This is a genomic window from Geodermatophilus sp. Leaf369, assembly GCF_001424455.1.
In the GTDB taxonomy this organism is placed as follows: domain Bacteria; phylum Actinomycetota; class Actinomycetes; order Mycobacteriales; family Geodermatophilaceae; genus Klenkia.
Genome location: NZ_LMQA01000001.1, coordinates 131,765 through 157,590 on the forward strand (window position 1 = coordinate 131,765; position 25,826 = coordinate 157,590).

Here is a 25,826-nt window from a genome sequence, read left to right on the forward strand (position 1 = left end):
CGGTCCGCCCGGGGGGCGCGACCGGCGCAGGGCGCAGCACCGACGTGCGGTGCGGTTGCGCTCCAGCGGCGGTGAGTCTAGGCGTCGAAGAGCGTGGGTGAGGCAGCCCGGTCCGGCGGCGGGTCGCCGAAGCCACCGGTGAGCCACGTGCCCTGGGGCACCGGGAGGTCCAGGTGACGCCACGCGGCCTCGGTCGCGACCCGCCCGCGGGGGGTGCGGGCGAGCAGCCCGGCCCGCACCAGGAAGGGCTCGCAGACCGCCTCCACGGTGTGCGGCTCCTCCCCCACGGCGACCGCCAGGGTGGACACCCCGACCGGTCCGCCGCCGAACCCGACGACCAGGGCACGCAGCACCTCGCGGTCGAGGCGGTCCAGGCCGAGCTCGTCGACGTCGTAGAGCGCCAGGGCGGCCTGCGCCACGGGCAGGGTGATCCGGCCGTCGGCGCGCACCTCGGCGTAGTCGCGCACCCGGCGCAGCAGCCGGTTGGCGATGCGCGGCGTGCCGCGGGACCGGCCGGCGATCTCCGCGGACCCCTCGGCGTCGATCTGCACGCCCAGCAGGTCGGCGCTGCGCTGGAGCACCAGCTGCAGGTCGGCGGTGTCGTAGAACTCCATCTGGCCCACGAAGCCGAACCGGTCGCGGAGCGGACCGGTCAGCAGACCGGCCCGGGTGGTGGCCCCGACCAGGGTGAAGGGCGCGATCTCCAACGGGATCGCGGTGGCACCGGGCCCCTTGCCGACCACGACGTCGACCCGGAAGTCCTCCATCGCCATGTAGAGGAGCTCCTCGGCCGGGCGGGCGATGCGGTGGATCTCGTCGATGAAGAGCACGTCGCCCTCACCGAGGTTGGACAGCATCGCCGCCAGGTCGCCCGAGCGCTCGATCGCCGGACCGGAGGTGATCTTCACCGACGTGCCCAGCTCGGAGCCGATGATCAGCGCCAGCGACGTCTTGCCCAGCCCGGGCGGGCCGGACAGCAGCACGTGGTCCGGTGGCCGGCCGCGCCGCTTGGCGCCCTCGAGCACGAGGTCCAGCTGGCGGGACACCTTGGGCTGGCCGACGAACTCGGCCAGGGAGTGCGGGCGGAGCGCGGACTCGACGACCCGCTCCTCCTCACCGGCCCAGGCGCTGGCCTCCGAGGCCTCGGGCGAGCTCACGCCCGACCCAGCATCCGCAGCGCCTGCCGCAGCAGGACGGCGACGTCCACGCTGCCGGTGTCGGCGACCTGCTCCTCGGCGACCGGGGCGAGCTGGCCCAGGGCGCCGTCGGCCTCCCGGACGCTCCAGCCCAGCCCGACCAGCGCGGTGGTCAGCTGGTCGCGCCACGGTGCGACCGGGGCCACGAAGTACCCGGTGGCACCGGCCGCGGCGGTGGCGGCGTCCAGGCTGACGTCCCCGGAGCCCACGCCGAGCCGGTCGCGCAGCTCCAGCACCAGCCGCTCGGCGCCCTTCTTGCCGATGCCGGGCACCTGCATGAGCGACTTCAGGTCCCCGGTGGTGACGGCGCGGCGCACCTCACGGGGCGGGTGGACGGCCAGCACGGCCTGGGCCAGCCGGGGGCCCACGCCGTTGGCGGTCTGCAGCAGCTCGAACAGCTGGCGCTCGTCGTCGTCGGCGAACCCGTACAGGGTCAGCGAGTCCTCCCGGACGACCAGGCTGGTGGACAACCGGGCGGCCTCACCCACCTGGAGGCGGGCGATCGTGCCCGGGGTGCACTGCACGGCCAGCCCGATCCCGCCGACCTCGACCACGGCGCCGTCCGGGGACACCGCGGCGACCCGGCCCGCGACGGAGGCGATCACCGGTACACCCCGCCGGTGCCGATGCCCTGCCAGCGGCTCGCCCGCACGGCGGGGCGGGGCGCGGTGGTGAGCGGTCCCTGGGCGATCCCGGCGCCGGTGGCCAGCGCCGCGACCCGCAGCCGGTCCTGGGTCGGCCCGCGCCAGACGTGGCACACCGCCAGGGCCAGCGCGTCAGCCGCGTCGGCCGGCTTGGGGGCCACGGTCAGCCCCAGCACCCTCGTCACCATCAGGGTCACCTGCTCCTTGTCCGCCCGGCCGTTGCCGGAGATCGCGGCCTTGACCTCGCTGGGGGTGTGCCAGGCGACCGGTCGGCTGGCCTGGGCCGCGGCCAGTGCGGCCACCCCGGCGGCCTGCGCGGTGCCGGTCGCCGTCCCCTTGTTGTTCTGCAGGAACACCCGCTCGATGGCCACCACGTCGGGCCGGTGCTCGCGCACCAGCGCGGTCACCGCGGTGTGCAGCTCGAGCAGCCGCAGCTCCAGGGCCAGGTCGGCGTCGCTGCGCACGACGCCGACGCCCACCGCGGTGGGGCGGGCGCCGGGCCGGCCGTCGACGACGCCCCAGCCGCACCGGGTCAACCCCGGGTCGATGCCGAGCACGCGCACTGGAGACCCTCTCGCCGACGAACAGGTGTTCGAGGGAACGCTAGGCGGACCGGCCACCGCGGCGGCCGGCGACACGCCTAGTCGTCCGCGGCGATCTTCTCCATGACGTCGTCGGGGACCTCGTAGTTGGCGTAGACGTTCTGCACGTCGTCGCAGTCCTCCAGGGCGTCGATGAGCCGGAAGACCTTGCCGGCCCCCTCCTCGTCGAGCTCGACCTGCACGCTGGGCACGAAGGCGGCCTCGGCGGAGTCGTAGTCGATCCCGGCGTCCTGCAGGGCGGTGCGGACGGCGACCAGGTCGGTCGGCTCGCTGACCACCTCGAAGGTGTCCCCGAGGTCGCGGACCTCCTCGGCGCCGGCGTCCAGCACGGCCTCCATGACGGCGTCCTCGCTGGTGCCCGCCGACGGGACCACCACGACGCCCTTGCGGCTGAACATGTAGGACACCGACCCGGGGTCGGCCATCGACCCGCCGTTGCGGGTCATGGCGGTGCGGACCTCCATGGCCGAGCGGTTCTTGTTGTCGGTGAGGCACTCGATGAGCACCGCGACCCCGGCCGCGGCGTAGCCCTCGTAGGTGATGCCCTGGTACTCGACGCCACCGGCCTCCAGGCCCGCCCCGCGCTTGACCGCGCGGTTGATGTTGTCGATCGGCACCGAGGACTTCTTGGCCCGCTGGACGGCGTCGAACAGCGTCGGGTTGCCCTGCACGTCACCGCCGCCGGTGCGCGCCGCGACCTCGATGTTCTTGATCAGCTTGGCGAAGAGCTTGCTCCGCTTGGCGTCGATCCCGGCCTTCTTGTGCTTGGTCGTCGCCCACTTGGAATGGCCGCTCATCGCTGCGTCTCCTCACCTGGCGCCGTCGTCGGCGCCGTCCACGTCTCCTCCGCCGGGCGCTGGCGCACCAGTTCGACGAAGAACCGGTGCAGCCGGGTGTCACCGGTGAGCTCCGGGTGGAAGCTGGTGGCGACGACGCTGCCCTGGCGGACCGCGACGATCCTACCGTCGGCCGGTCCACCGGAGACCCGGCCGAGCACCTCGACGCCCTCGCCGGCCTGCTCCACCCAGGGCGCCCGGATGAACACCGCGTGCACCGGGCCGCCGGCGACACCGGTCACGTCGACCTGCGACTCGAAGCTGTCGACCTGCCGACCGAAGGCGTTGCGGCGGACCGTGACGTCCAGCCCGCCGATGGTCTGCTGGTCGTCGGGGGCGTCCAGCAGCCGGTCGGCGAGCAGGATCATCCCGGCGCACGACCCGTAGGCCGGGAGCCCGCCGCGGATGGCGGCCCGCAGCGGCTCGAGCAGCCCCCAGCGGTGCGCGAGCTTGGCGATGGTCGTGGACTCCCCGCCCGGGAGCACCAGGCCGTCGAGACCGGTGAGCTCCTCGGGCCGGCGCACGGCCGACGTCCGGGCGCCCTGCGCCTCGAGCACGGCGCGGTGCTCCCGGACGTCGCCCTGCAGCGCGAGCACCCCGATGTGGGGCGTGCTCACCAGCCGCGGTTCGCGTACCGCTGCTCGGCCGGGATCGAGTCGATGTTGATCCCGACCATGGCCTCGCCCAGCCCGCGGCTGACCTTGGCGATCACCGAGGCGTCGTCGTGGAAGGTGGTGGCCTGCACGATGGCCGCGGCGCGCTGCGCCGGGTCGCCGGACTTGAAGATGCCCGAGCCGACGAAGACGCCGTCGGCGCCCAGCTGCATCATCATCGCCGCGTCCGCCGGGGTGGCGATGCCACCGGCGGTGAACAGCACGGTCGGCAGCTTCCCGGTGCGGGCGATCTCGGCCACCAGCTCGTAGGGCGCGCGCAGCTCCTTGGCCGCGACGAACAGCTCGGTCTCGTCCAGGGTGGTCAGCCGGCGGATGCCCGCGCGGATGGCGCGCATGTGCCGGGTGGCCTCCACGACGTTGCCGGTGCCGGCCTCGCCCTTCGAGCGGATCATCGCCGCGCCCTCGGAGATCCGGCGCAGCGCCTCGCCCAGGTCGGTGGCCCCGCAGACGAAGGGCACGGTGAAGTCGCCCTTGACGATGTGGTGCGCCTCGTCGGCCGGGGTCAGCACCTCGGACTCGTCGATGTAGTCCACGCCCAGGCTCTCGAGCACCCGGGCCTCGACGAAGTGCCCGATCCGGGCCTTGGCCATCACCGGGATGGACACCGCGGCGATGATCCCGTCGATCATGTCCGGGTCGCTCATCCGGGCGATCCCGCCCTGCGCGCGGATGTCGGCGGGCACCCGCTCCAGGGCCATCACGGCGACCGCGCCGGCGTCCTCGGCGATCCGGGCCTGCGCGGCGTCGACGACGTCCATGATGACGCCGCCCTTGAGCTGCTCGGCCATGCCGCGCTTGACCCGGTCGGTGCCGGTGCTGGAAGTGGGGGTGACGTTCTCGGTCACGGTGCGGCCTCGCGGTTCTCAGGGTGGGTCGGGGGACCTTAGATGCTAGGCGGGGTGCACGCCGGGCCCCCGCCCGCCTGCGGTCGCCCCCACGGCGTCCAGTCCGTCGTCGATGTCGAAGAACCGGGGCTGGGGACGGCCGGCGTGCAGCCGCAGCACCCGGGCCACCGGACGGCGGCGCAGCGCCCGGGTGTCGCGGACCGCGTCGTTGTAGAACCGGCGGGCCAGGCCGACCCGCCAGCCGGCGTCGTCCAGCCCGTCGGCGCGCAGCTCGGCGGGCACGTCGCGCAGCACCCGGCCCAGCACGTTCTCGGCCACCTCGCGGTCCCCGCCCCCGGGGGCGCGGGCATCGGCGGCAGCGCGCTCGAGTGCGGTGACCAGCCCCGGCCCCAGCTCCTCGTGGCGCTCGCGGGCCAGCGCGGCGGCGAGCTCGGCCCGGCGGGCCAGGGCGGCGAGCAGCACGTCCCAGGCGCGGGCCACCCGCCCGGCCAGCCGCCGCAGCCGGGTCAGGGTCCAGACCGCCCAGGCCAGCACGAACACGGCGAACGCCCCGACGCCGACGAGCACCCATGCCGACGACGTCACGGCCGGTCACGCTACCGGCGCCGGGTCAGTCCTCGGCGGAGCGGCGCAGCCACCGGGGCAGGAACGAGCGGTCCTCGGGATCGACCGGGGTCTCCAGCACCGGTTCGGCGTCGCTGGCGGTCACCCCGCGCCCGCCGGCCGGGGCGACCGTCTCGTAGACGGCCAGGATCCGCTGGGCCACCGTGGACCAGTCGTACTCCACGGCGCGCAGCCGGCCGGCCGCGGTGAGCGCGGCCCGCCGCTGCGGGTCACCCAGCAGGTCGGTGAGGACGGCGGCCAGCGCGGTGGCGTCCCCGCGGCGCACCAGCACCCCGGCCGCGCCGTCCTCGAGCACGCGGGCGAAGGCGTCCAGGTCGCTGGCCACCACCGGGGCGCCCGCCGCCATCGCCTCGACCAGCACGATGCCGAAGCTCTCCCCCATCAGGTTGGGCGCGCAGTAGACGTCGACCGAGCGGAGGAACGCCGCCTTGTCGGCCTCGGCCAGCTCGCCCAGCAGGGTCACGTGAGGGGCGAGGTCGGGGCCGATGAGGGCCTGCAGCTCCTCGGGGTCGCCGCGGCCGGCGACCAGCAGCTCGGCCGTCGGGTGCGCCCGCACGACGGTCCGCATCGCCTCCAGCAGCACCGGCAGGCCCTTGCGCGGCTCGTCGTAGCGGCCCAGGAACCCGACGGTGGGGCCGGTGCGGGGCCGGGGCAGCAGCGGGCCGTCGGCGAAGGCCGGCACGTGCACCCCGTTGGGGATCACCACGGCGTCCCCGCCCAGGTGCTCGACCTGCAACCGGCGGGCGAAGTCCGACACGGCGATCCGTCCGGAGATCTTCTCCAGCCACGGCCGCACGACCGGGCCCCAGGCCGACAGGAACAGCGACCGGGTGGCCGCGGCGTGGAAGGTGGCCACGATCGGGCCCTGGGCGAGCATGCACACCAGCAGGGACACCGACGGCGGCGCCGGCTCGTGCACGTGGACGACGTCGAAGCGCCCGTCCCGCAGCCAGCGGCGCACCCGGGCGCCGGAGACCAGGCCGAACTGCCAGCTGGCCATCGACCCGTTGTAGGGCACCGCGTTGGCCTTGCCCGACCAGGTCACGTGCTCGGCGGGCACGTTCTCCTCGTGCTCGGCCGGGGTGAGCACCTCGACCTCGTGGCCGAGCCCGCGCAGGGTCTCGGCGAGGTCGCGCACGTGGTACTGCACCCCGCCGGGCACGTCCCACATGTAGGGGCAGACCAGGCCGACCCTCACCGGGGCGGGTCCGGGGGCACGTCGGCCCAGATGCGGCCCAGCTGGTGCCAGTCCACCGGGCGGGCGGCGATCGACACGGCGAAGGCGTCGGCGACGCCCTGGGTGCCGGCGTGCACCCGCTCGCGCAGCCGCCCGGTGCCGTGCACGTCGACCTCGGGGTGCACCACGTGCCGCCAGCCGGCCCCGTCGAACTGCGGGACGACGGGGTGCAGCGCGGCCCCGGTCTGCGCGGCCAGCAGCGCCGGCCCGCCGGGCATGGTGGTGGGCCGACCGAAGAAGGAGACCGGGATGCCCGCCGCGGACAGGTCACGGTCGACGAGCAGGCACACCGGTCGGCCCTGGCCCAGCCACTCCTTGAGCAGGGTGGAGCTGGGCCGGTCCCCGCCGGTGAGCGGCACCACCCGGAACCCGAGGGACTCCCGGTAGGCCAGGAACCGGCGGTAGAGCTGCTCGGGTCGCAGCCGCTCGGCCACGGTCATGAACGGGCCGCCCAGCCGGTCGACGAACCAGACCCCGGCGGCGTCCCAGTTGCCGCTGTGCGGCAGCGCGAGGACGACCGGCCGGTCCTGGGCCTGGGCGGCGTCCAGGTGCTCGGTGCCGACCACGACGGTGTCCCGCAGCACCCGCGCCGTCCCCAGCGTGGGCAGCCGGAAGGCCTCCAGCCAGTACCGGGCGTAGGACCGGACGGCGTCCCGGGTGAGGGCGTCGAGCTCGGCGTCGGACAGCCGGCCACCGGTGGCGACCCGCAGGTTGGCCCGCAGCTGCCGGACCCCCTTCCCGTCCCGGCCGGCCGCCCAGCCGCCGGCACCGGAGAACGCCGCCGCGGCCAGCGGTTCGGGCAGCGCCTTGACCGCGCCCCACCCGGCGGCGTAGCCGGTGTCGACCAGCCGGGCCCGCAGGTCGCTCACGGGGTGGTGCTGGGCAACGGGCGCCCCCGGGACTGCTGGTACACCGTCGCGAAGCGCTGTCCGACGGTGACGGCGCTGCCGATCATCAGGACCCAGAGGCAGACCTGGATCGCGTACGGGATGCCGATGCCGGTGAAGCCGGTGCCCACGAGCACCAGGATGAGCCGCTCGGTGCGCTCGAACAGCCCGACGTCGCAGGTCAGGCCCATGCCCTCGGCGCGGGCCTTGACGTAGGAGGTGAGCACGCCGAGCACCAGGCAGACCAGCGACAGCCACACGACCATCCGGTTGTCGCCGCCGCCGGAGAACCACCAGGCCAGCCCCGCGAAGACCGCCGCGTCGGCCGCCCGGTCGCCGGTGGAGTCCAGCACCGCGCCGAACACCGAGCCACCGCCCCGGGCCCGGGCCAGCGCCCCGTCCAGCATGTCCAGCAGCACGAAGACGGTGACCGCGACCGCGCCCCACCACAGGACCCCGTTGCCGATCAGGAAGACCGCCGACCCGACGGCACCCACGGTGCCCAGCAGCGTGACCTGGTCGGCGGTGACCCCGATGCGCAGCAGGAACCGCACGACCGGTGCCCAGACCCGGCCCACGGCCGGGCGCAGGTTGACCCCCAGCATCAGGCGGCCGGCCCGGGAGCGGGCGGGTGGTCCGGCCAGGCGTCGGCCAGCAGCTGCCGGGTCTCGGCCAGCACCTGCGGCAGCACCCGGGTCAGCCCGAGCACCGGCATGAAGTTGGTGTCCCCGCCCCAGCGGGGCACGGCGTGCTGGTGCAGGTGGTCGGCGATGCCGGCCCCGGCGACCGCGCCCTGGTTCATCCCGACGTTGAACCCGTGCGCACCGCTGACCTCGCGGACGACCCGCATCGCCGTCTGGGTCACCGCGCCGAGCTCGGCCACCTCCGCCGTCGTCAGGTCGGTGTAGTCGGCCACGTGCCGGTACGGCACGACCATGAGGTGCCCGGCGTTGTAGGGGAACAGGTTGAGCACGGCGAAGACCGTCTCCCCGCGGGAGACGATCAGGCCGTCCTCGTCGGTCATCGCCGGGATGAGGCAGAACGGGCAGTCGTGGTCGCCGGTCGGCTTGCCCTCGCCCTTGATGTAGGCCATCCGGTAGGGCGTCCAGAGCTGCTCGAAGACCGAGGTGGGTCCGCCGTCCCCGGCCGTCACGACGCCGGCTCGGACACGGGGGCGGCCGGGTCGTCGTTGCGGCGGGATCCGACCCACTCCCGAACGGCCTCGATCGCGTCCTGCACGGGCACCCCGTTGCGCTGGCTGCCGTCGCGGTAGCGGAAGGACACCGCGCCGGCCTCGGCGTCGGTGGCCCCGGCGATGAGCACGAAGGGCACCTTCTGCTTGGAGGCGGTGCGGATCTTCTTCTGCATCCGGTCGTCGGAGTCGTCGACCTCGACCCGCAGACCCTGCCTGCGCATCTCCCGGGCCAGGTCGGTCAGGTAGGGCACCTGCTCGTCGGTGATCGGGATGCCCACCACCTGCACCGGGGCCAGCCAGGCCGGGAACGCCCCGGCGTAGTGCTCGGTGAGAACGCCGAAGAACCGCTCGATCGAGCCGAACTTGGCCGAGTGGATCATGACCGGCTGCTGGCGGGTGCCGTCGGCGGCGCTGTACTCCAGGCCGAACCGGGCCGGCTGGTTGAAGTCGTACTGGATGGTCGACATCTGCCAGGTCCGGCCGATGGCGTCGCGCGCCTGCACCGAGATCTTGGGGCCGTAGAAGGCCGCGCCGCCCGGGTCGGGCACCAGCTCCAGGCCGGTCTCCCGTGCCGCGTCCTCCAGCACCCGGGTCGCCACCGCCCACTCCTCGTCGGAGCCGATGAACTTGTCCGACTCCCCGCGGGTGGACAGCTCCAGGTAGTAGTCGTCCAGGCCGAAGTCCTTGAGCAGGCCGAGCACGAAGGCCAGCAGGTGGCGGATCTCCTCCGGTGCCGCCTCCGGGGTGACGTAGGAGTGCGAGTCGTCCTGGGTCAGTCCGCGCACCCGGGTCAGGCCGTGCACGACGCCGGACTTCTCGTACCGGTACACCGACCCGAACTCGAAGAACCGCAGCGGCAGCTCGCGGTAGGACCGCCCGCGCGACCGGAAGATCAGGTTGTGCATCGGGCAGTTCATGGCCTTGAGGTAGTACTTCGAGTTCTCCAGGTCCATCGCCGGGAACATCGTGTCCTCGTAGTACGGCAGGTGCCCCGAGGTCTCGAACAGCCCGCCCTTGGAGATGTGCGGGGAACCGACGTAGGAGAAGCCCTCCTCGATGTGCCGGTTGCGGACGTAGTCCTCCATCTCCCGCTTGACCACCCCGCCCTTGGGGTGGAAGACGGCCAGTCCGGAGCCGATCTCGTCGGGGAAGCTGAAGAGGTCCAGCTCGACCCCGAGCCGGCGGTGGTCGCGCCGCTCCGCCTCGGCCAGGTGCTCCTGGTACGCCTTCAGCGCGTCCTTGGACTCCCACGCGGTGCCGTACACCCGCTGCAGCTGCGGGTTCTTCTCGCTGCCGCGCCAGTAGGCAGCGGCCACCCGGGTCAGCGCGAACGCCGGGATGTTCGAGGTGCGGGGCAGGTGCGGGCCGCGGCACAGGTCGGTCCAGACCCGCTCCTTCGACCTCGGGTCGAGGTTGTCGTACATGGTCAGCTGCGCGCCGCCCACCTCGACGTCGGCGCCCTCGGCCACGTCACCCGCGCCGCCCTTGAGCCCGATCAGCTCCATCTTGTAGGGCTCGTGCGCCAGCTCGACCCGGGCCTCGTCGTCGGAGATCTCCCGGCGGGCGAAGAACTGGCCCTCCTTGACGATGGCCTGCATGCGCTTCTCGATCGCCTGCAGGTCCTCGGGGGTGAAGGGCCGCTCGGGGTCGACGTCGTAGTAGAAGCCGTCGGTGACCGGCGGGCCGATGCCCAGCCGGGTGCCCGGGAAGAGGTCCTGCACGGCCTGGGCCAGCACGTGGGCGGCCGAGTGCCGGATGACCGCGCGCCCGTCCGGGCTCGACGCCGGGACCGGCTCCACGACGGTGGCCACGTCCGGGGTCCACGCGAGGTCCTTCAGCTCGCCGTCCACCCGGACGACGACGGCGGCGTCGGCGCCCTTCAGGGGGACGCCGGCGTCCTTGAGCGCCTGGGTGGCCGTGGTCCCGGCCGGCACCTCGACGGTGACGACGGCGGACTCGGCAGGCGCGGCTGACACGGGAGGACTCCTGGGGGTGGGGCGGGACGGACGTCCCGAGAGTACGGCCCACCCGACCCGGTCTCAGCCGAGTTCGACCGGGTCCCCCACCCCGACCGGGCCGGGGGTCACCACGTCGGCGTAGACGCCCAGGCAGTGCCGGGGCAGCCGGGTGACCAGCAGTCGGGTGCCGCCCAGGACGAGCTCACGGCCGACCCAGTCCCGCTCGTCGTCCTCGGGCAGGTCCAGCCGGACGTTGGCCCGCGGGTCGTGGGCCGAGCAGCCCGCCGGCACGTCGCCGGCCGCGGCCCGTTCCAGGGCCTGGCGGCTCACCAGGTGCACCGCGGCCACCATCACCTGCGGTGCCCCGGCGTCCTCGATGCGCACGGTCCGCCCCAGCGCGGCCGAGACCCGGGCGGCGTCGTCGTCCCCGGTCGGGTCGATCGCAGCGAGTCCCGGCGCGGTCTTCTCCCGCAGCCGCTCTCCGGTCGCCGCGTCGACCACCACCCGGCCCCGGTCCCCGGCCAGGCCGGCGGAGGTGACCTCGACCCGCTCCAGCGGGGTGGCCGCCATGCTCTTCACCGGGTGCACCAGCAGCTGCTCGACCCGACCGACGACCGCCACGGCGGCGGACGCTACCCGGCCCGCAGCCGGCGCAGCTGGGCGTCCAGGTGCGGCCGGGCCCGCCGCTGGCCACCCCGTCGGGCGACCGCCGCGGCCAGGGACTCCAGCGCCCGGGCGACCCGCTCGGCGTCCGGGGACCACCCCCGGGCCCGGCACTCCCCCAGCCACTCCACCGCGCCCCGGTGCCCACGGGCCCCGTTGCAGCGACTGCACGCAGCGACCTCGTTCTCCGGCCACGACGGGCCGCCCTTGACCCGGGGCACCACGTGCTCGGTGGTGGGCCGGACGTACCGGTCGAAGGCCCGCCCGCACCAGACGCAGGTGGGCCCGTCCCGCTCCACCGCGGCGGCCAGCCGGGCGGCGCGGTCGGGCTGGGAGGTCACGCTCCCATGGTCGTCCCCGGTCCGGTCTCCCGCCCGTCAACTGGGTCGTTGACAGACGAGTCGGGAGTGGGCAGGGTCACACCCGCACACCGGACGCCACCGTCGAGGAGACCCCCATGGCCCGCAAGCGCTTCGGCATCTTCCTGCCCCCGCACCACGTCCCGGTCGGCCAGAACCCGACCTACTCGCTGCAGCGCGACGTCCAGCTCGTCCAGACCCTGGACCAGATGGGCTACGACGAGGCCTGGTTCGGCGAGCACCACTCCTGCGGCGTCGAGCCGCTGGGCGACCCGCTGATGTTCATCGCGCACTGCGCGCAGGTCACCAAGCACATCAAGCTCGGCGCCGGCGTGCTCTCCCTGCCCTACCACAACCCCTTCCTGGTGGCCGACCGCGTCGTGCTGCTGGACCACCTGACCCGCGGCCGGGCGATGCTGGGCGTGGGCCCGGGCGCGCTGGCCACCGACGCGCTGATGCTGGGCATCGACCCGAAGGACACCCGCGCAGCGCTGGAGACCGACGTCGAGGTGCTCATGCACCTGCTGCGCAGCGACGAGCCGATCTCGATCAAGACCGACCGCTACGAGCTGGTCGACGCCCGGCTGCAGCTGGACTCCTTCTCCGACCCGCACCTGGAGGTCGCCACCGCGGCCATCGTGTCGCCGTCCGGGCCCCGCCTGGTGGGCAAGCACGGGCTCGGGATGATCTCCATCGGCGCGACCATGAGCCAGGACGGCTTCGACGCGCTGAAGATGCACTGGGACGTCGTCGAGGAGCGGGCGCAGGAGTTCGGCCAGACCGTCGACCGCTCCGGCTGGCGCCTGGTGGGCCCCATGCACATCGCCGACACCCGCGACCAGGCCATCAAGGACGTCGCCTACGGCATCGACGCCTGGTTCGACTACCTGCAGCACACCGCGGCGGCCCCGCAGCTGGGCGTGCTCGGGGAGAACACCAAGGAGCGCATCGAGTTCGTCATCGAGAGCGGCATGGGCGTCATCGGGACCGTGGACGACGCGATCCAGAAGATCGAGCAGCTGGAGGAGCAGTCCAACGGCGGCTTCGGCGCCTACCTCATGTTCGCCCACAACTGGGCGCCGTGGGAGCAGACGCTGCACCACTACCACCTGTTCGCCAACCACGTGATCCCCCAGTTCAAGGGCACGACGAAGAGGCTCAAGGCGAACGAGGCCTGGACCCGCAGCGTCCGCGAGCCGCTCGCCGCCCGCCAGTGGGATGCGATCAACTCCTGGACCGCCCAGCACGCCGAGGAGCGCGCCCAGGCCACCGGCGGGAAGGTCGTCACCGCGCAGGCCTGATCGGAGTCCCGGACCACGGACGACAGCAGCCCCCCTCCCGGACGGGAGGGGGGCTGCTGTGCTGGTGGGCGATACTGGGATCGAACCAGTGACCTCTTCGGTGTGAACGAAGCGCTCTACCGCTGAGCCAATCGCCCGGCTGCGGTGCTCCAGCAATCATGCCAGACGCCTACCGCCAGAGCGGCACCCACCCCGGGACCCAGTCGGGCACCCCGGTCAGGTGCAGCACGCACACGATGACGCCGTAGACGAAGGCCGCGGTGGCCAGGCCGATGAGCACCCGGACCCACATCGACTGCCGGCCGATCCAGTCGGTCCAGAGCTTCACGTAGCGCTTGGTGAACTCCAGGACCTGCTCGGCCCAGGTGAACTCCGAGGCCAGCACGAACAAGGCCGCGATGACCGTCAGCCAGCCGGGGCCCGGCAGCGGGATGGTGACCAGCCCGACGACGAGCAGCAGCGCACCGACGACGCCGACGCCGGCCCGGTAGGCGGTGTCCACGGTCTTGCGCGCGGCGATCCGCCGGCGCCACTTCCGCCGGCCGATCCGCTCGCGGAGGCTCTGGTGCTCGTCGGTGTCGTACCGGGTCCGTCGCTGCTCGGAGGTCTCGCGCTCCGGCCGCCGGGACGGGGTCCTGGTCTCCTGCTCGCTCAGCTGGTCACCTGCCCGTTCGCCACGATGTCCGTCGGGGAGGACGGAGCCTGACGACCGGGCTCGATGCTGATGCCGTAGGCGGAGTAGTCGTCCAGCCCGGTCGCGTCGGAGCCTACGGTCTGCAGGTCCATCCCCGGGGAGGTCACGTCGAAGGTGCCCAGCGCGACCGGGCTGCCCTCCGTCATCCCCCACAGCACGTAGGTCGTGGCGGCGGTGTCGTTCACGCCCATGCCGTCGGTGACCACCTGGGCCTGACCGTCGCGGGCCACCACGGTGGCCACGGTGCGCCCGTCGTGCTCCATCGGCGCGATGGTGGCGCGGCCCGGTGCCAGCAGGGCGGACATGACGTCGGACTGGGCGGACGCGGTGGCGCGGGCGGCGTCCCGGTCCTGGGTGACCGCGACGTTCCAGGCACCCAGGCCCAGGACGGCGGCCACCCCCGCGGCCACCAGGGCGCGCGGGACCACCCGGCGCCACGCCGGGGTCTGCTCGGTGTGCCGCACCGGGCGCGGCCCGAAGAACCGGGGCCGGGAGACCGGCCCGTCGGCGTCGGCGGGGACGGTCGGCCTCGGGGCACGGCGGATCGGCGTGGGCGGGGCCACCGCCTGGGGTGCGGGGTCCTGCTCGGTCTCCTCGACGGCGGCGCGCAGGCGGGCCCGCAGGTCCACGGAGGGCTCGGCCACCGGGAGGTCGGTGGCCATGGCGGCCATCACCTCGTGGGTCTCGGCCACGGTGCGGGTGCAGCGGGCACACCCGGCGAGGTGGCCGGCGAAGGCGTCCTCGTCCTCGGGCTCCAACGCGTGCAGGGCCCAGCCGACGGCGAGCTCGTCGAAGGCCTCGTGCTCGGCGTCCTGGTCGCGGGTCATCGCGTGCCCCCCTCGACCGCCGTACCCAGGGCACTGCCCAGGGCGGACCCGACGACGACGCCGCCCAGGTTCTCCTTCAACCGGCGCATCCCGGCCAGCATGCGGGTCTTGACCGTGCCCAGCGGGGTGCCGGTCAACGCCGCGACCTCACGCTGGGTGTAACCGCCGTAGTAGGCCAGCGTCAGCGCCTCGCGCTGGGGAGCCGGCAGTGCCTGCAGGGCGCTGCGCACCCGCTCGGAGACCACCCGGTCCCACGCCTCGTCCTCCACGTCCCGGTGCGAGACCGGTTCGGTGAGCCGCAGGTCGTCCTCGACCCGGGTCTGACGGCGGCGGTGGGACTCCTCGCGCCGGACCGCGTCGACGGCCTTGTGGTGGACCATCGCCAACAGCCAGGAGGCGAAGGAGCCCCGCGCGGTGTCGAAGGCGTGCGGGGACTTCCAGACGGTCAGGAACACGTCCTGCAGCACGTCCTCGGCCAGCGTGTCGTCGGCGAGCACCCGCCGGGCGAGGGCGAACGCAGGCCGGCGGAAGCGGTCGTAGAGGTCTTCGACGGCGGTCCGGTCCCCGGCCTGCAACCGACGGATCAGCTCGAGGTCGCCGGCGGAGGAGTCCTCCGGGCGCCTGGCAGGTCGGGTCACGAGTCCCATGGTCACACGGGGCGTTCGCCACCGGGGGGTCCTGCGGTTCACCTGGTCCTCGGTGTAGCCCGGTCGGGTGGGACCGGTCCCGCGGTCCTGCTCCCGACACCCCGGGGACGCGTCACCTCCCGGGGGGTGGGTCGTTGTGCGGGCATGGCGAGTCCTGCCCCGGGGTGCACGACCCGGACCACGCTGCACCTGGTCGGTCCGCGGTCGTGGACCGAGGTCCCCGCCACCCTCGTCTACGACCCGGCCGACCCCTTCGCCGTCCGCGTCCGCTTCGGTGGCCGGCCCGGCGAGGACGGCGGCGTCGACGGTGTCGAGTGGCTGCTGGGCCGCGACCTCGTGCACGCCGGCCTCTCCCGTCCCGCCGGGGACGGCGACGTGCGCCTGTGGCCGGCCCGCACCGCCGTGGACGTCCTCTTCCTCGAGCTGCGGGCGCCCTCGGGCCACGCCCTGTTCGAGCTCTCCCGCAGCGTGGTCGCGGACTTCCTCCGGGCCACCGAACGGCTCGTCCCCCGCGGTGCCGAGTCCGAGGCACCGGGCGTGGACGCCGAGCTGCTGGCCCTGCTCCACGACGGCGGTGCCGACCCGACCGGTCGCTGACCGACTGCAACGGGGCTCTCACACCCCGTCGGCAGCGCGCTGACCTGCGCGTTCAGCGCAGCACGAGACGCTCCGGTCTCGTACGGTCGAGGCGTGGGACGTCATACGACACGCCGGCGGACACGCCGGGCAGCAGTGCGGCCGCTCGCGGTCGCCGTCGCCGTCGGGGTGGTGACCGTGGGCACGGGCACCCTCGTCCTGCTCCAGACGCTGCGCCCGGCGCCGCCCGCGGCGCAGGAGGGGACCGGGGCCCCGCCGACGACGGTCAGCCTCGCCATCGGCGGTGCGGTCTCGTTCGGCGGCCGCACACTGCCCCTGCTCGACGACCCGGCGGGGCCCTTCGCCGGCACGGCCGACGTCCTGCGGGCGGCCGACGTCGCCCTGGTCGACCTCGTGGCCCCCTCGGACGGGTCCGCTCCCCCGGCGGCGGCGATCACCGCCCTGGCCGACGCCGGGGTCGACGGCGTCGGCCGGCTGGACCCCCGGTGGTCCGGCCCGGCGGGAACGGAGACCACGGCGGGGCTGGCCGCCGCCGGGCTCGGGCACGGCGACACGTGGGTCGCCCGCACCGGTCCGCTGGCCGTGTCGGTGCTCAGCGGCACAGCCAACCCCACCGACCGCAGCCGGCTGCTGGCCGGTGTGACCGGGGCGGACCGGGCCGGGGACGTCGTCGTCGTCCGGCTCGCGGCCCCTCCCGGCGGGGACTGTCCCGGCGGAGCGCCCCATGAGCTCACCGCGGCTCTCGTGGCCGCAGGTGCCGACGTGGTGGTCGGCGGCGCCCCGGCGGGCGGGCCGGGGTCGTGGGCCGGCGCGGACGACGCTGCCTGGGTGCTCCCTGCGCCCGGCCCCCTGCTCCTCGCAGCCGACGGCGGTCCGGTGGACTCCGAGGTCGTCGTCCTCCGGGTGGGCCTCGACGGGGTCCGGCACGTCGAGACCGTCCTCCTCCGGACCGACGCCTTCGGCCGGGCGCTGCCGGCGGCCGCAGCACCGCCCCGGACACCCCCCTGCACCCCTTCCGTGAGCCGCTGAGCTGCAGGTACGCGCGAGGAGGCCGGCCCCGGGACCCCCCGGTGCGCACCCCCCTGGAGGGTCGTCTAGAGTTCTCCATGCACTGCAGACGAGCGATCGTCTGCGTCGCGGATGTGGCTCAGTGGTAGAGCATCACCTTGCCAAGGTGAGGGTCGCGGGTTCGAATCCCGTCATCCGCTCGGAACCCGGGTGCTGGTCTCAGACCGGCGCTCGTGTGCGGTGGAGTGGCCGAGAGGCGAGGCAACGGCCTGCAAAGCCGTCTACACGGGTTCAAATCCCGTCTCCACCTCGACAGCCCCCGGGCTGGCTCGAGGCGGGGCCGGGGGTGACAGCGAGGTCACAGACGGGCGATTGGCGCAGCGGTAGCGCGCTTCCCTGACACGGAAGAGGTCACTGGTTCGATCCCAGTATCGCCCACCAGCACGAAGGCCCCGGAGCAGCTGCCCCGGGGCCTTCGTCGTGTCAGCGGCCGGGTGCGACCCGGTCGGACCAGAACCGGTCCACCTGCGCCAGGAGCTGCTCCCGGTCGCCGTCGTTGTCCAGCACCACGTCGGCCACCGCGGCCCGCTCGGCATCGGTGGCCTGACTGGCGATGCGGGCCCGGGCATCGGCGGCGGTGAGACCCCGACCGACGAGTCGGGCCACCCGAGTCCCCTCGTCGGCGCGGACGACCAGCACGAGGTCGTAGGAGCCGGCCTGGCCGGTCTCCACCAGCAGGGGCACGTCCTGGACCACCACGGCGTCCTGGGGGGCCGTTGCGACCAGCTCGGCGGCCCGGGCGCGCACCAGGGGGTGCACGATCCCGTCCAGCCGCGCTCGCTGGCCGGCGTCACCGAAGACCACCGCTGCCAGCGCCGGACGGTCCAGCGAGCCGTCCTCGGCGAGCACGCCGTCCCCGAAGGCCGCCGCCACCGCCGCCAGGCCGTCGGTCCCGGGCTCCACCACCTCCCGGGCGATCCGGTCGGCGTCCACCAGCACGGCGCCGTGCTCCACCAGCCGGGCGGCCACGGTCGACTTGCCCGACCCGATGCCCCCGGTCAACCCGATCCTCAGCACGGGCCGACCCTGGCACAGCTCCGGCCGGCGCACCGCACGAGCCCCCAGGTCACGATCCGGCCACGAACACCCAGGGTGACCACATCCGTCCGGCGCGTCGCACCAGTCACACCCGTCACACGACCTAGCGTCCGTCCCGGCGACCTCACCTCCACCGTTCCCGAGGTCACCGCGCAGAGAGGCGGACCCGACCATGTCCCGACACACGTCCCTGGAGCCCTCGCCCGCCCTCGGCAGGCGTCGCGGTCCGGGCCGGCACCGGAACGACGTCCCCGGTGGCGTGCGGTGTGCCGACCTGCCCGCCGTCGCCGCCCGGCTGCAGCCGAGCACCCCCCGCTCCACGGCGTCGTTCCTGCGCTCGCTGCTGAGCTCGGTGCCCAGCGGCCGGCACACCTGGGACGCCCTGACCTCGGCCGGTGGCCGCCCGCGCACCGCGTTCGCGATCATCCTCAGCCTCTGACGGGAAGCGGCTGACCCCCCGGGGTCGCACCACCCCGACCACGACGTCCCCGTAGGCCACCGGCCCACGGGGACGTCGTCGTGCTGTCCGGACCCTGATCAGACCCCGGACACGACGGTGCGCCGCCCACCCGGAGGTGGACGGCGCACCGTCGTCAGCTGATCAGCTCAGCGGGGACGAGCTCACTCGCCGCCGGCGAGCTTGGCGCGCAGGGCCGCCAGGGCCTCGTCGGAGGCCAGGGTGCCGCCGCCGCTGCTGCTGCCACCGGAGGAGGAACCGGTGCTGGCAGCCGGACCGGAGTCCGAGTCCACGGGGGCGTCGCTGGAGTAGCTGCCACCGGCAGCCGCCTCGGCGTCGGCCTCGCGGGCCGCGGTGATCTGCTTCTGGTGCGCCTCGAAGCGCGCCTGGGCGTCGGCGTACTGCTTCTCCCACGCCTCACGAGCGGCGTCGAAGCCCTCGAGCCACTCACCGGTGTCGGAGTCGAAGCCCTCGGGGTAGACGTAGTTGCCCTGCTCGTCGTAGGCAGCGGCCATGCCGTAGGCAGCCGGGTCGAACTGGTCGTCCTCGGCGATGACGCCCTCGTTGGCCTGCTTCAGCGACAGCGAGATGCGACGACGGTCCAGGTCGATGTCGATGACCTTGACCAGGAGCTCGTCGCCGACCTGCGCGACCTGCTCCGGGATCTCCACGTGGCGCTCGGCCAGCTCGGAGATGTGCACCAGGCCCTCGATGCCCTCGTCGACGCGCACGAACGCACCGAAGGGGACCAGCTTGGTGACCTTGCCGGGCACGACCTGCCCGATCTGGTGGGTCCGGGCGAACTGACGCCACGGGTCCTCCTGGGTTGCCTTCAGCGACAGGGAGACGCGCTCACGGTCCAGGTCGACGTCGAGGACCTCGACGGTGACCTCCTGGCCGACCTCGACGACCTCGGACGGGTGGTCGATGTGCTTCCAGGACAGCTCGGAGACGTGCACCAGGCCGTCGACGCCACCCAGGTCCACGAAGGCACCGAAGTTGACGATCGAGGAGACCTGCCCGGTCCGGACCTGGCCCTTGGCGAGCTTGTTGAGGAACTCGCTGCGGACCTCGGACTGGGTCTGCTCCAGCCACTGACGACGGGAGAGGACGACGTTGTTGCGGTTCTTGTCCAGCTCGATGATCTTCGCCTCGAGCTCGCGGCCCACGTAGGGCTGCAGGTCGCGGACGCGACGCATCTCCACCAGCGACGCCGGGAGGAACCCGCGCAGGCCGATGTCCAGGATGAGACCGCCCTTGACGACCTCGATGACGGTGCCGGTGACGACCTCGTCGGCGTCCTTCTTGGCCTCGATCGTGCCCCAGGCGCGCTCGTACTGGGCGCGCTTCTTGGACAGGATCAGACGCCCTTCCTTGTCCTCCTTCTGGAGGACCAGGGCTTCCACCTCGTCGCCGACGGAGACGACCTCGTTGGGGTCGACGTCGTGCTTGATGGACAGCTCACGCGAGGGGATGACGCCCTCGGTCTTGTAGCCGATGTCCAGCAGCACCTCGTCGCGGTCGACCTTGACGATGACGCCCTCGACGATGTCGCCGTCGTTGAAGTACTTGATCGTCTGGTCGATGGCCGCGAGGAAGTCCTCCGCGGTGCCGATGTCGTTCACGGCGACCTGCGGTGCGGTGGTGCTGTCGGGACGGACCTGAGTGGAGGTCATGTGGTCGGGTGCTCCGGACGGGGGGTGTGGAGGGACGGGGACGACCTGCAGCCGATGCGGCCGCAGGGGTTGTGCACGGGAGAGGCGAGGAGGGCGCCGCAGCGGGCACCGCACCACAGACCTCTGGCGCCCCTCCATCGTACGTACCGCCGACGGCCCGGTCCACCAAGGGTCCGACCCGCCCGTGCCACCATCCCCCGATGCCCACCGACGCTCCGCTGCCGCTGGCCTCCGACGGCTACCCGCTGGCCGGCGGGGTCGAGCGTCGGGACGTCGACGACGCCGAGTCGGTGCGGGCCAACCGGGGCTGGTGGGACGCCGCGGCCCCGGCCTACCTCGCCGAGCACGGTGCCGACCTCGGTGACGCGGACTTCCTGTGGTGCCCGGAGGGACTGCGCGAGGCCGACGCGCACCTGCTGGGCGACGTGGCCGGCCGGCGGGTGCTGGAGCTGGGCTGCGGCTCGGCACCGTGTGCCCGCTGGCTGACCGCCGCCGGCGCCGAGGTGCTCGCCCTGGACCTGTCGGCCGGGATGCTGGCCCGGGCCCGCGAGCTCGCGGACACGACCGGGCTGCACCCGACGCTCCTGCAGGCCGACGTCGGTGCGCTGCCGCTGGCCACGGACTCCGTCGACCTGGCCTGCTCGGCATTCGGCGGGCTGCCGTTCGTGGCCGACGTCCGCGGCGCGCTCGGCGAGGTGGCCCGGGTGCTGCGGCCGGGCGGCCGGTTCGTCGCGTCGGTGAACCACCCGCTGCGCTGGCCCTTCCCCGACTCCCCCGACCCGGCCGACCTCACGGTGGTGGGCTCCTACTTCGACCGCACGCCCTACGTGGAGACCGACGGCGCGGACACCGTGGTCTACGTGGAGCACCACCGCACGGTCGGGGACTGGGTGCGCGACGTGGTGGGTGCCGGCTTCGTGCTCACCGACCTGGTGGAGCCGGAGTGGACCCCGGGCCGCACCCAGACGTGGGGCCAGTGGTCCCCCGCCCGCGGCGCCCTGGTCCCCGGCACCCTCGTCCTGGTCTGCGACCTGCCTGCCTGACCCTCAGTGGGCCGCGGCGTCCCAGCTCTGGCCGACGCCGACGGAGACGTCCAGGGCCACCGACAGGTCGGCGGCGCCGGCCATCTCGGCGCGGACGAGCTCCTCCAGCTGCTCCCGCTCCCCCGCGGCCACCTCGAGCACCAGCTCGTCGTGCACCTGCAGCACCATCCGGGAGGACAGCCCCCGCTCGGCGATGCCCTGCTCGACCCGCAGCATCGCCACCTTGATGACGTCGGCGGCCGAGCCCTGGATGGGGGCGTTGAGCGCCATCCGCTCGGCCATGTCCCGACGCTGCTTGTTGTCGCTGGTCAGGTCGGGCAGGTACCGGCGGCGACCCATGGTGGTCTCGGTGTACCCGGTCTGGCGGGCGTCCTCCACCACGCCGTCCAAGTAGTCGCGGATCCCGCCGAAGCGCTCGAAGTACGCGGTCATCTGGCCCCGCGCCTCCTCCGGGGTGATCCGCAGCTGCTGGGCCAGCCCGTAGGCGCTCAACCCGTAGGCGAGCCCGTAGCTCATCGCCTTGATCCTGCGCCGCATCTCCGGGTCGACCTGCTCGATGGGGATGTCGAAGGCCCGCGAGGCCACGAAGGTGTGCAGGTCCTCCCCCGAGGTGAACGCCTCGATGAGCGCGGCGTCCTCGGACAGGTGGGCCATGATCCGCATCTCGATCTGGCTGTAGTCCGCGGTCATCAGCGACTCGTAGCCCTGACCGACGACGAAGGCCTGCCGGATCCGCCGGCCCTCGGCGCTGCGGATCGGGATGTTCTGCAGGTTCGGGTCGGTCGAGGACAACCGTCCGGTGGCCGCGATCGTCTGCTGGAACGTGGTGTGGATGCGCCCGGCGTCGTCGACCATCGGGATCAGCCCGTCGATGACGGTGCGCAGCCGGGTGACGTCGCGGTGCCGCAGCAGCGCCTCGAGGAACGGGTGCGGGGCGGTGGCCTGCAGCGTGGTGAGGGCGTCGGCGTCGGTGGTGTAGCCGGTCTTGTTCTTCTTGGTCTTCGGCAGCCCGAGCTGGTCGAACAGCACCGCCTGCAGCTGCTTGGGCGAGCCCAGGTTGATCTCCTGGCCGCCGATCGCCTCGTAGGCGTCGGCGGCGGCCTCGGCGACCGAGGCGGCGAACTCGGCCTGCAGGTCGTGCAGCAGGTCGACGTCGGCGGCGATGCCGCGCTGCTCCATCCGGGCCAGCACCCGGGTGAGCGGCAGCTCGAGACCGGTGAGCAGCTGGTCGCCGCCCTTCTGGCCGAGCAGCTGCTCCAGGGCGTCGGAGAGGTCGTTGACCGCGACGGCCTTGCGGGCATCGGCGACGGCGGCCTCCCGGGCCACGTCCTCCTCGGTCGGGCCCATGCCGTCCAGGCTCAGCTGCTGCTCGACCGGCTCGGGGTCGGTGAGCTCGCGGCGCAGGTAGCGGACGGCGAGGTCGCCGAGGTCGAAGGACCGCTGGCCGGGCAGCGCCAGGTAGGCGGCCAGGGCGGTGTCGCTGACCTCGCCGGCGAGGTCCCAGCCCCGGGCCCAGACGGCGAGCAGCGGGCCCTTGACCTCGTGCACGACCTTCTTGGCCGACGGGTCGGCCAGCCAGGTGGCCAGCGCCTGCTCGTCGGTGACGTCGAGGTCGGGGCCGAGGTCGACGAAGACGGTGTGGTCGTCGCCGGCGGCCAGCGCGATGCCGGTCAGCTCACCGGTGCCCCGGCCCCAGGTGCCGCGGAAGACGATGCCGGTGTGCCCGGTGCGGGCGTGGGCGTCCAGCCAGTCCGACAACCCGCCGGGGACCAGCTCGTCGACGGTCACGTCGATGCCGCCGTCGACCTCGGGCTCGGCGCTGGTGAGGGTGGAGAACAGCCGGTCGCGCAGCACCCGGAACTGCAGGTTGTCGAAGAGGGTGTGCACCTCGGCGCGGTCCCAGGCCTGGACGGCGAGGTCGACCGGGTGCAGGTCCAGGGCGACGGCACGGTCGAGCTCGGTGAGCCGCCGGTTCTGCAGCACCGAGGACAGGTGCTCGCGCAGCTTCTCCCCGACCTTGCCCTTGACGGTGTCGACCTGGTCGACGAGCTGGTCGAGCGAGCCGTACTCGCGGATCCACTTGGAGGCCGTCTTCTCCCCGACGCTGGGGATGCCCGGCAGGTTGTCCGACGGGTCGCCGCGCAGCGCCGCGAAGTCGGGGTACTGGGTGGGGGTGAGGCCGTACTTCTCCTCGACCGCCTCCGGGGTGAACCGGGTCAGGTCCGAGACGCCCTTGCGCGGGTAGAGCACGGTCACGTGCTCGTTGACAAGCTGCAGCGCGTCGCGGTCCCCGGTGCAGATCAGCACGTCCATGCCCGACTCGACGGCCTGCACCGTGAGGGTGGCGATCACGTCGTCGGCCTCGAAGCCCGCGGCGGTGAGCACCGGGACGTGCAGGGCGGCCAGCACCTCCTGGATGAGGCTCACCTGGCCGCGGAAGTCGGTCGGGCTCTCGCTCCGGTTGGCCTTGTACCCGGCGAAGATCTCGCTGCGGAAGGTCTGCCGGCCCACGTCGAAGGCCACCGCGAGGTGCGAGGGCGCCTCGTCGCGCAGCACGTTGATCAGCATCGAGGTGAACCCGTAGACGGCGTTCGTCGGCTGACCGGTCGTGGTCGAGAAGTTCTCCACCGGCAGCGCGAAGAAGGCGCGGTAGGCCAGCGAGTGGCCGTCGAGCAGCAGCAGCCGGGGCCGCGGCTGCGAGCCGTCGGGGGTGCTGTCGGTGGGCGTGGACGCGGGGGCGGAGACCGGAGCGGACATCGGGGTCACCCTAAGACCGGGGTACGACAGTCCGGCAGCCCTCGGCGGTTACCTTCCACCGGTGCCCACCCCCCGCCCCGACTGGGCCCCGGAACCGACCGGGCTCGACGCGAAGCTCGGCATCGTCATCACCGACTTCACCGCCGACCGGATGGTCGCGACCATGCCGGTGGCGGGCAACGAGCAGCCCCACGGCCTGCTGCACGGCGGGGCCACCTGCGCCCTGGTGGAGTCGATCGGCTCCTGGGCCGCGGCCCTGCACGCCGGCCCCGGCCGCCAGGTGGTCGGCATCGAGCTCAACGCCTCCTACCTGCGCGCGGCCACCGAGGGCGTCGTCACCGCCGTCTGCACCCCGGTGCGCCGCGGACGCACGCTGGCCACCTTCCTCGTCGAGGTCACCGACGACCAGGGACGCCCGACGGCGACAGCACGACTGACCTGTCTGGTCAAGCAGGACTGACGCGGGAAGACCTGCTGGCCGCGGCGGGTCGCGAAAGGGTCACGGCCCGTCCGGAGGACCCGAAACCGCAACAAACGTGGGTTACGGTTCCGCCCGTTCAACCGACGGCTGCCCGGTGTCCACCCCGACCCCGGCCGTCGTCCCCACTCCACGGCCAGGAGGTCGAGTGACGCACGCACTCACCCGTGCTCCCGAGCACGGTGCCCGGACGGGCCCGCCCCGCGGGCGCCCGCCGGGCCGGTTCCGCCGGCTGTTCGCCAGGACGGCGGGCCGCAGGTCCCTCGTGCTGGCCATGCTCGTCGCCGCGTTCGCGATGTCGGTGGCCACGCTGCTGCCCTCGGGCGTCGCCAGCGCCGAGGGCGAGCGCATCGTCGGCACCCTGCAGACCAGCGTCAGCGGCCCGATCCCCGACGTCGAGGTCACGGTCACCACCGCGAGCGGCGACGAGGTCGACTCCGCGACCACCGACGAGAACGGCCGCTTCGCCATCGACCTCCCCGACGGGGCCGGCGACTACACCGTCAGCATCGACGGGGACGCGCTGCCCGACGGGGTCACCCTCGGGCCGCAGGGCGACACCCGCGACGTCACCGTCGACAACGGGCGCTCCCAGCCGGTCAACTTCGGCCTGCAGGACGGCACCGCCAACAGCGGCGGCGGCAACGTCCGCGCGATCCAGCTGCTCGTGGACGGGCTGCGCTTCGGGCTGATCATCGCCGTCTGCGCGGTGGGTCTGTCGCTGATCTTCGGCACCACCGGGCTGACGAACTTCGCCCACGGCGAGCTGGTCACCATCGGCGCGATCGTCGCCTGGTACGTCAACGTGCAGGGCGGGGTGCCGCTCATCGCGGCGACGCTCATCGCGATGGTGGTCGGGGCCGGGGTCGGTGCACTCCACGAACTGGCCCTGTGGCGCCCGCTGCGCAAGCGCGGCACCGGCCTCGTCGCGGCCCTGGTGGTCTCGATCGGCCTGTCGCTGCTGCTGCGCTACCTGCTGCAGATCATCTACGGCGGGTTCTCCAACCCCTACGCCGAGTACCAGTCCCAGCGGGCCCAGAGCTACGGCGTGTTCACCCTGACCAACCGGGCCCTGGCGTCGATCGTCATCGCCCTGGTCGTGCTGGTGCTCGTCGCGCTCATGCTCCAGAAGACCAAGATCGGCAAGGCCATGCGGGCGGTCTCGGACAACCGGGACCTCGCCGCCTCCTCGGGCATCGACGTCAACCGCGTCATCCTCATCGTCTGGATGATGGGCGGGGCCCTCGCGGCCCTCGGCGGCGTGCTGCTCGGACTGTCCGACCAGGTCCAGTGGGACATGGGCTTCCGCCTGCTGCTGCTGATGTTCGCCGGGGTCACCCTCGGCGGGCTGGGCACGGCCTACGGCGCCCTGGTCGGCAGCGTCATCATCGGTGTGTTCGTCCAGATGTCCACGTTGGTCATCCCGGACGACGTGAAGTACGTCGGAGGTCTGCTCCTCTTGATCGTCATCCTCGTCATCCGGCCCCAGGGCATCCTGGGCAGCCGGGCCCGGATCGGCTGAC

27 protein-coding genes and 4 tRNA genes are annotated in these 25,826 nt (G+C 73.5%); 10 read left to right on the top strand and 21 right to left on the bottom strand.

Annotated features, from left to right (window positions below):
• Window positions 1–77: 77 nt before the first annotated feature.
• The 14 genes from ruvB to ASG36_RS00700 form a co-directional block, all read right to left on the bottom strand.
• Window positions 78–1,157, bottom strand: coding sequence for a Holliday junction branch migration DNA helicase RuvB (gene ruvB / locus ASG36_RS00635; RefSeq protein ID WP_055758095.1), 1,080 nt, complete (start codon window positions 1,155–1,157; stop codon window positions 78–80).
• Complete coding sequence (gene ruvA / locus ASG36_RS00640; RefSeq protein ID WP_055758098.1) at window positions 1,154–1,801, bottom strand: Holliday junction branch migration protein RuvA; 648 nt, start codon at window positions 1,799–1,801, stop codon at window positions 1,154–1,156. Before ruvA ends, ruvB begins: the two co-directional genes overlap by 4 nt.
• Window positions 1,798–2,397 carry a crossover junction endodeoxyribonuclease RuvC gene (gene ruvC, locus ASG36_RS00645; protein ID WP_235494455.1) on the bottom strand — a complete coding sequence of 200 codons (600 nt, stop codon included), beginning with the start codon at window positions 2,395–2,397 and terminating at the stop codon, window positions 1,798–1,800. The genes ruvA and ruvC overlap by 4 nt, the downstream gene beginning before the upstream one ends.
• Before the next feature lie 83 nt (window positions 2,398–2,480).
• The gene (locus ASG36_RS00650; RefSeq protein WP_055758102.1) at window positions 2,481–3,239 is read right to left on the bottom strand and encodes a YebC/PmpR family DNA-binding transcriptional regulator; all 759 of its coding nucleotides are present in this window, start codon (window positions 3,237–3,239) and stop codon (window positions 2,481–2,483) included.
• On the bottom strand, window positions 3,236–3,895 hold the full coding sequence (gene pdxT, locus ASG36_RS00655) for a pyridoxal 5'-phosphate synthase glutaminase subunit PdxT (protein WP_055758105.1): 660 nt from the start codon (window positions 3,893–3,895) through the stop codon (window positions 3,236–3,238). Before pdxT ends, ASG36_RS00650 begins: the two co-directional genes overlap by 4 nt.
• Window positions 3,892–4,797, bottom strand: a complete 906-nt coding sequence (pdxS, locus tag ASG36_RS00660; RefSeq protein WP_055758108.1) for a pyridoxal 5'-phosphate synthase lyase subunit PdxS — start codon at window positions 4,795–4,797, stop codon at window positions 3,892–3,894. The genes pdxT and pdxS overlap by 4 nt, the downstream gene beginning before the upstream one ends.
• A gap of 45 nt (window positions 4,798–4,842) precedes the next feature.
• Window positions 4,843–5,382, bottom strand: coding sequence for a hypothetical protein (locus ASG36_RS00665; protein ID WP_055758111.1), 540 nt, complete (start codon window positions 5,380–5,382; stop codon window positions 4,843–4,845).
• A gap of 25 nt (window positions 5,383–5,407) precedes the next feature.
• On the bottom strand, window positions 5,408–6,619 hold the full coding sequence (locus tag ASG36_RS00670) for a glycosyltransferase family 4 protein (RefSeq protein WP_055758113.1): 1,212 nt from the start codon (window positions 6,617–6,619) through the stop codon (window positions 5,408–5,410).
• Window positions 6,616–7,527, bottom strand: a complete 912-nt coding sequence (locus ASG36_RS00675; RefSeq protein WP_055758116.1) for a phosphatidylinositol mannoside acyltransferase — start codon at window positions 7,525–7,527, stop codon at window positions 6,616–6,618. The genes ASG36_RS00670 and ASG36_RS00675 overlap by 4 nt, the downstream gene beginning before the upstream one ends.
• Window positions 7,524–8,150 carry a phosphatidylinositol phosphate synthase gene (pgsA, locus tag ASG36_RS00680; protein ID WP_055758119.1) on the bottom strand — a complete coding sequence of 209 codons (627 nt, stop codon included), beginning with the start codon at window positions 8,148–8,150 and terminating at the stop codon, window positions 7,524–7,526. Before pgsA ends, ASG36_RS00675 begins: the two co-directional genes overlap by 4 nt.
• Window positions 8,150–8,698, bottom strand: a complete 549-nt coding sequence (locus tag ASG36_RS00685) for an HIT domain-containing protein (RefSeq protein ID WP_055758122.1) — start codon at window positions 8,696–8,698, stop codon at window positions 8,150–8,152. The genes pgsA and ASG36_RS00685 overlap by 1 nt, the downstream gene beginning before the upstream one ends.
• Window positions 8,695–10,716: a threonine--tRNA ligase gene (thrS, locus tag ASG36_RS00690; RefSeq protein ID WP_055758125.1), complete on the bottom strand. Its 2,022-nt coding sequence runs from the start codon at window positions 10,714–10,716 to the stop codon at window positions 8,695–8,697. The genes ASG36_RS00685 and thrS overlap by 4 nt, the downstream gene beginning before the upstream one ends.
• Window positions 10,717–10,779: 63 nt before the next feature.
• On the bottom strand, window positions 10,780–11,319 hold the full coding sequence (locus tag ASG36_RS00695) for an MOSC N-terminal beta barrel domain-containing protein (protein WP_157498476.1): 540 nt from the start codon (window positions 11,317–11,319) through the stop codon (window positions 10,780–10,782).
• Between the two features lie 11 nt (window positions 11,320–11,330).
• Window positions 11,331–11,702 carry an HNH endonuclease gene (locus tag ASG36_RS00700; RefSeq protein WP_055758128.1) on the bottom strand — a complete coding sequence of 124 codons (372 nt, stop codon included), beginning with the start codon at window positions 11,700–11,702 and terminating at the stop codon, window positions 11,331–11,333.
• A 116-nt stretch (window positions 11,703–11,818) separates the two neighbouring features.
• Here ASG36_RS00700 and ASG36_RS00705 point away from each other — a divergent pair, with 116 nt between their 5' ends.
• Window positions 11,819–13,021, top strand: a complete 1,203-nt coding sequence (locus ASG36_RS00705) for an LLM class flavin-dependent oxidoreductase (RefSeq protein ID WP_055758130.1) — start codon at window positions 11,819–11,821, stop codon at window positions 13,019–13,021.
• 62 nt (window positions 13,022–13,083) lie between these two features.
• Here ASG36_RS00705 and ASG36_RS00710 read toward each other — a convergent pair.
• The 4 genes from ASG36_RS00710 to ASG36_RS00725 form a co-directional block, all read right to left on the bottom strand.
• Window positions 13,084–13,158, bottom strand: a tRNA-Val gene (locus ASG36_RS00710).
• A 32-nt stretch (window positions 13,159–13,190) separates the two neighbouring features.
• Window positions 13,191–13,523 carry a PGPGW domain-containing protein gene (locus ASG36_RS00715; RefSeq protein ID WP_235494457.1) on the bottom strand — a complete coding sequence of 111 codons (333 nt, stop codon included), beginning with the start codon at window positions 13,521–13,523 and terminating at the stop codon, window positions 13,191–13,193.
• A gap of 149 nt (window positions 13,524–13,672) precedes the next feature.
• Window positions 13,673–14,542 (bottom strand): anti-sigma factor, encoded by an 870-nt coding sequence (locus tag ASG36_RS00720; RefSeq protein ID WP_055758133.1) that lies wholly within the window; start codon window positions 14,540–14,542, stop codon window positions 13,673–13,675.
• The gene (locus tag ASG36_RS00725) at window positions 14,539–15,189 is read right to left on the bottom strand and encodes a sigma-70 family RNA polymerase sigma factor (protein ID WP_235494458.1); all 651 of its coding nucleotides are present in this window, start codon (window positions 15,187–15,189) and stop codon (window positions 14,539–14,541) included. Before ASG36_RS00725 ends, ASG36_RS00720 begins: the two co-directional genes overlap by 4 nt.
• A gap of 144 nt (window positions 15,190–15,333) precedes the next feature.
• On the opposite strand from ASG36_RS00725, the gene ASG36_RS00730 reads away from it, so the two are divergent.
• From ASG36_RS00730 to ASG36_RS00750, 5 genes are all read left to right on the top strand, one after another.
• The gene (locus tag ASG36_RS00730) at window positions 15,334–15,786 is read left to right on the top strand and encodes an SsgA family sporulation/cell division regulator (RefSeq protein ID WP_055758141.1); all 453 of its coding nucleotides are present in this window, start codon (window positions 15,334–15,336) and stop codon (window positions 15,784–15,786) included.
• 135 nt (window positions 15,787–15,921) lie between these two features.
• Entirely contained in the window at window positions 15,922–16,815 is an 894-nt protein-coding gene (locus ASG36_RS00735; protein ID WP_055758143.1) for a hypothetical protein, read from the top strand.
• 107 nt (window positions 16,816–16,922) lie between these two features.
• Window positions 16,923–16,994, top strand: a tRNA-Gly gene (locus tag ASG36_RS00740).
• A 39-nt stretch (window positions 16,995–17,033) separates the two neighbouring features.
• A tRNA-Cys gene (locus ASG36_RS00745) sits at window positions 17,034–17,104 on the top strand.
• Between the two features lie 56 nt (window positions 17,105–17,160).
• A tRNA-Val gene (locus ASG36_RS00750) sits at window positions 17,161–17,235 on the top strand.
• A gap of 42 nt (window positions 17,236–17,277) precedes the next feature.
• Here the strand turns inward: ASG36_RS00750 and coaE are convergent.
• A complete protein-coding gene (gene coaE, locus ASG36_RS00755) occupies window positions 17,278–17,871 on the bottom strand; it encodes a dephospho-CoA kinase (protein WP_055758146.1) in 594 nt (197 codons plus the stop codon).
• 193 nt (window positions 17,872–18,064) lie between these two features.
• Between coaE and ASG36_RS00760 the strand changes: the two genes are divergently transcribed.
• Window positions 18,065–18,331: a hypothetical protein gene (locus tag ASG36_RS00760; protein WP_055758149.1), complete on the top strand. Its 267-nt coding sequence runs from the start codon at window positions 18,065–18,067 to the stop codon at window positions 18,329–18,331.
• 182 nt (window positions 18,332–18,513) lie between these two features.
• Here the strand turns inward: ASG36_RS00760 and rpsA are convergent, their stop codons facing one another.
• On the bottom strand, window positions 18,514–20,025 hold the full coding sequence (gene rpsA / locus ASG36_RS00765) for a 30S ribosomal protein S1 (protein WP_055758152.1): 1,512 nt from the start codon (window positions 20,023–20,025) through the stop codon (window positions 18,514–18,516).
• A gap of 200 nt (window positions 20,026–20,225) precedes the next feature.
• On the opposite strand from rpsA, the gene ASG36_RS00770 reads away from it, so the two are divergent.
• Window positions 20,226–21,068, top strand: a complete 843-nt coding sequence (locus tag ASG36_RS00770) for a class I SAM-dependent methyltransferase (RefSeq protein WP_055758155.1) — start codon at window positions 20,226–20,228, stop codon at window positions 21,066–21,068.
• A gap of 3 nt (window positions 21,069–21,071) precedes the next feature.
• Here the strand turns inward: ASG36_RS00770 and polA are convergent, their stop codons facing one another.
• Entirely contained in the window at window positions 21,072–23,825 is a 2,754-nt protein-coding gene (gene polA / locus ASG36_RS00775) for a DNA polymerase I (protein WP_055762101.1), read from the bottom strand.
• Between the two features lie 61 nt (window positions 23,826–23,886).
• Here polA and ASG36_RS00780 point away from each other — a divergent pair, with 61 nt between their 5' ends.
• Window positions 23,887–24,285, top strand: a complete 399-nt coding sequence (locus tag ASG36_RS00780; RefSeq protein ID WP_055758157.1) for a PaaI family thioesterase — start codon at window positions 23,887–23,889, stop codon at window positions 24,283–24,285.
• A gap of 166 nt (window positions 24,286–24,451) precedes the next feature.
• On the top strand, window positions 24,452–25,825 hold the full coding sequence (locus ASG36_RS00785; protein WP_235494460.1) for a branched-chain amino acid ABC transporter permease: 1,374 nt from the start codon (window positions 24,452–24,454) through the stop codon (window positions 25,823–25,825).
• The last annotated feature ends 1 nt before the right edge of the window (window position 25,826 follow it).

Bases quoted from the DNA above. Each gene is read 5' to 3' on its own strand.
- ASG36_RS00650 (WP_055758102.1), bottom strand. From the start codon at position 3,239: ATGAGCGGCCATTCCAAGTGGGCGACGACCAAGCACAAGAAGGCCGGG.
- pgsA (WP_055758119.1), bottom strand. From the start codon at position 8,150: ATGCTGGGGGTCAACCTGCGCCCGGCCGTGGGCCGGGTCTGGGCACCG.
- ASG36_RS00705 (WP_055758130.1), top strand. From the start codon at position 11,819: ATGGCCCGCAAGCGCTTCGGCATCTTCCTGCCCCCGCACCACGTCCCG.
- ASG36_RS00720 (WP_055758133.1), bottom strand. From the start codon at position 14,542: ATGACCCGCGACCAGGACGCCGAGCACGAGGCCTTCGACGAGCTCGCC.
- ASG36_RS00725 (WP_235494458.1), bottom strand. From the start codon at position 15,189: ATGGGACTCGTGACCCGACCTGCCAGGCGCCCGGAGGACTCCTCCGCC.
- ASG36_RS00730 (WP_055758141.1), top strand. From the start codon at position 15,334: ATGGCGAGTCCTGCCCCGGGGTGCACGACCCGGACCACGCTGCACCTG.
- ASG36_RS00760 (WP_055758149.1), top strand. From the start codon at position 18,065: ATGTCCCGACACACGTCCCTGGAGCCCTCGCCCGCCCTCGGCAGGCGT.
- rpsA (WP_055758152.1), bottom strand. From the start codon at position 20,025: ATGACCTCCACTCAGGTCCGTCCCGACAGCACCACCGCACCGCAGGTC.
- ASG36_RS00770 (WP_055758155.1), top strand. From the start codon at position 20,226: ATGCCCACCGACGCTCCGCTGCCGCTGGCCTCCGACGGCTACCCGCTG.
- polA (WP_055762101.1), bottom strand. From the start codon at position 23,825: ATGTCCGCTCCGGTCTCCGCCCCCGCGTCCACGCCCACCGACAGCACC.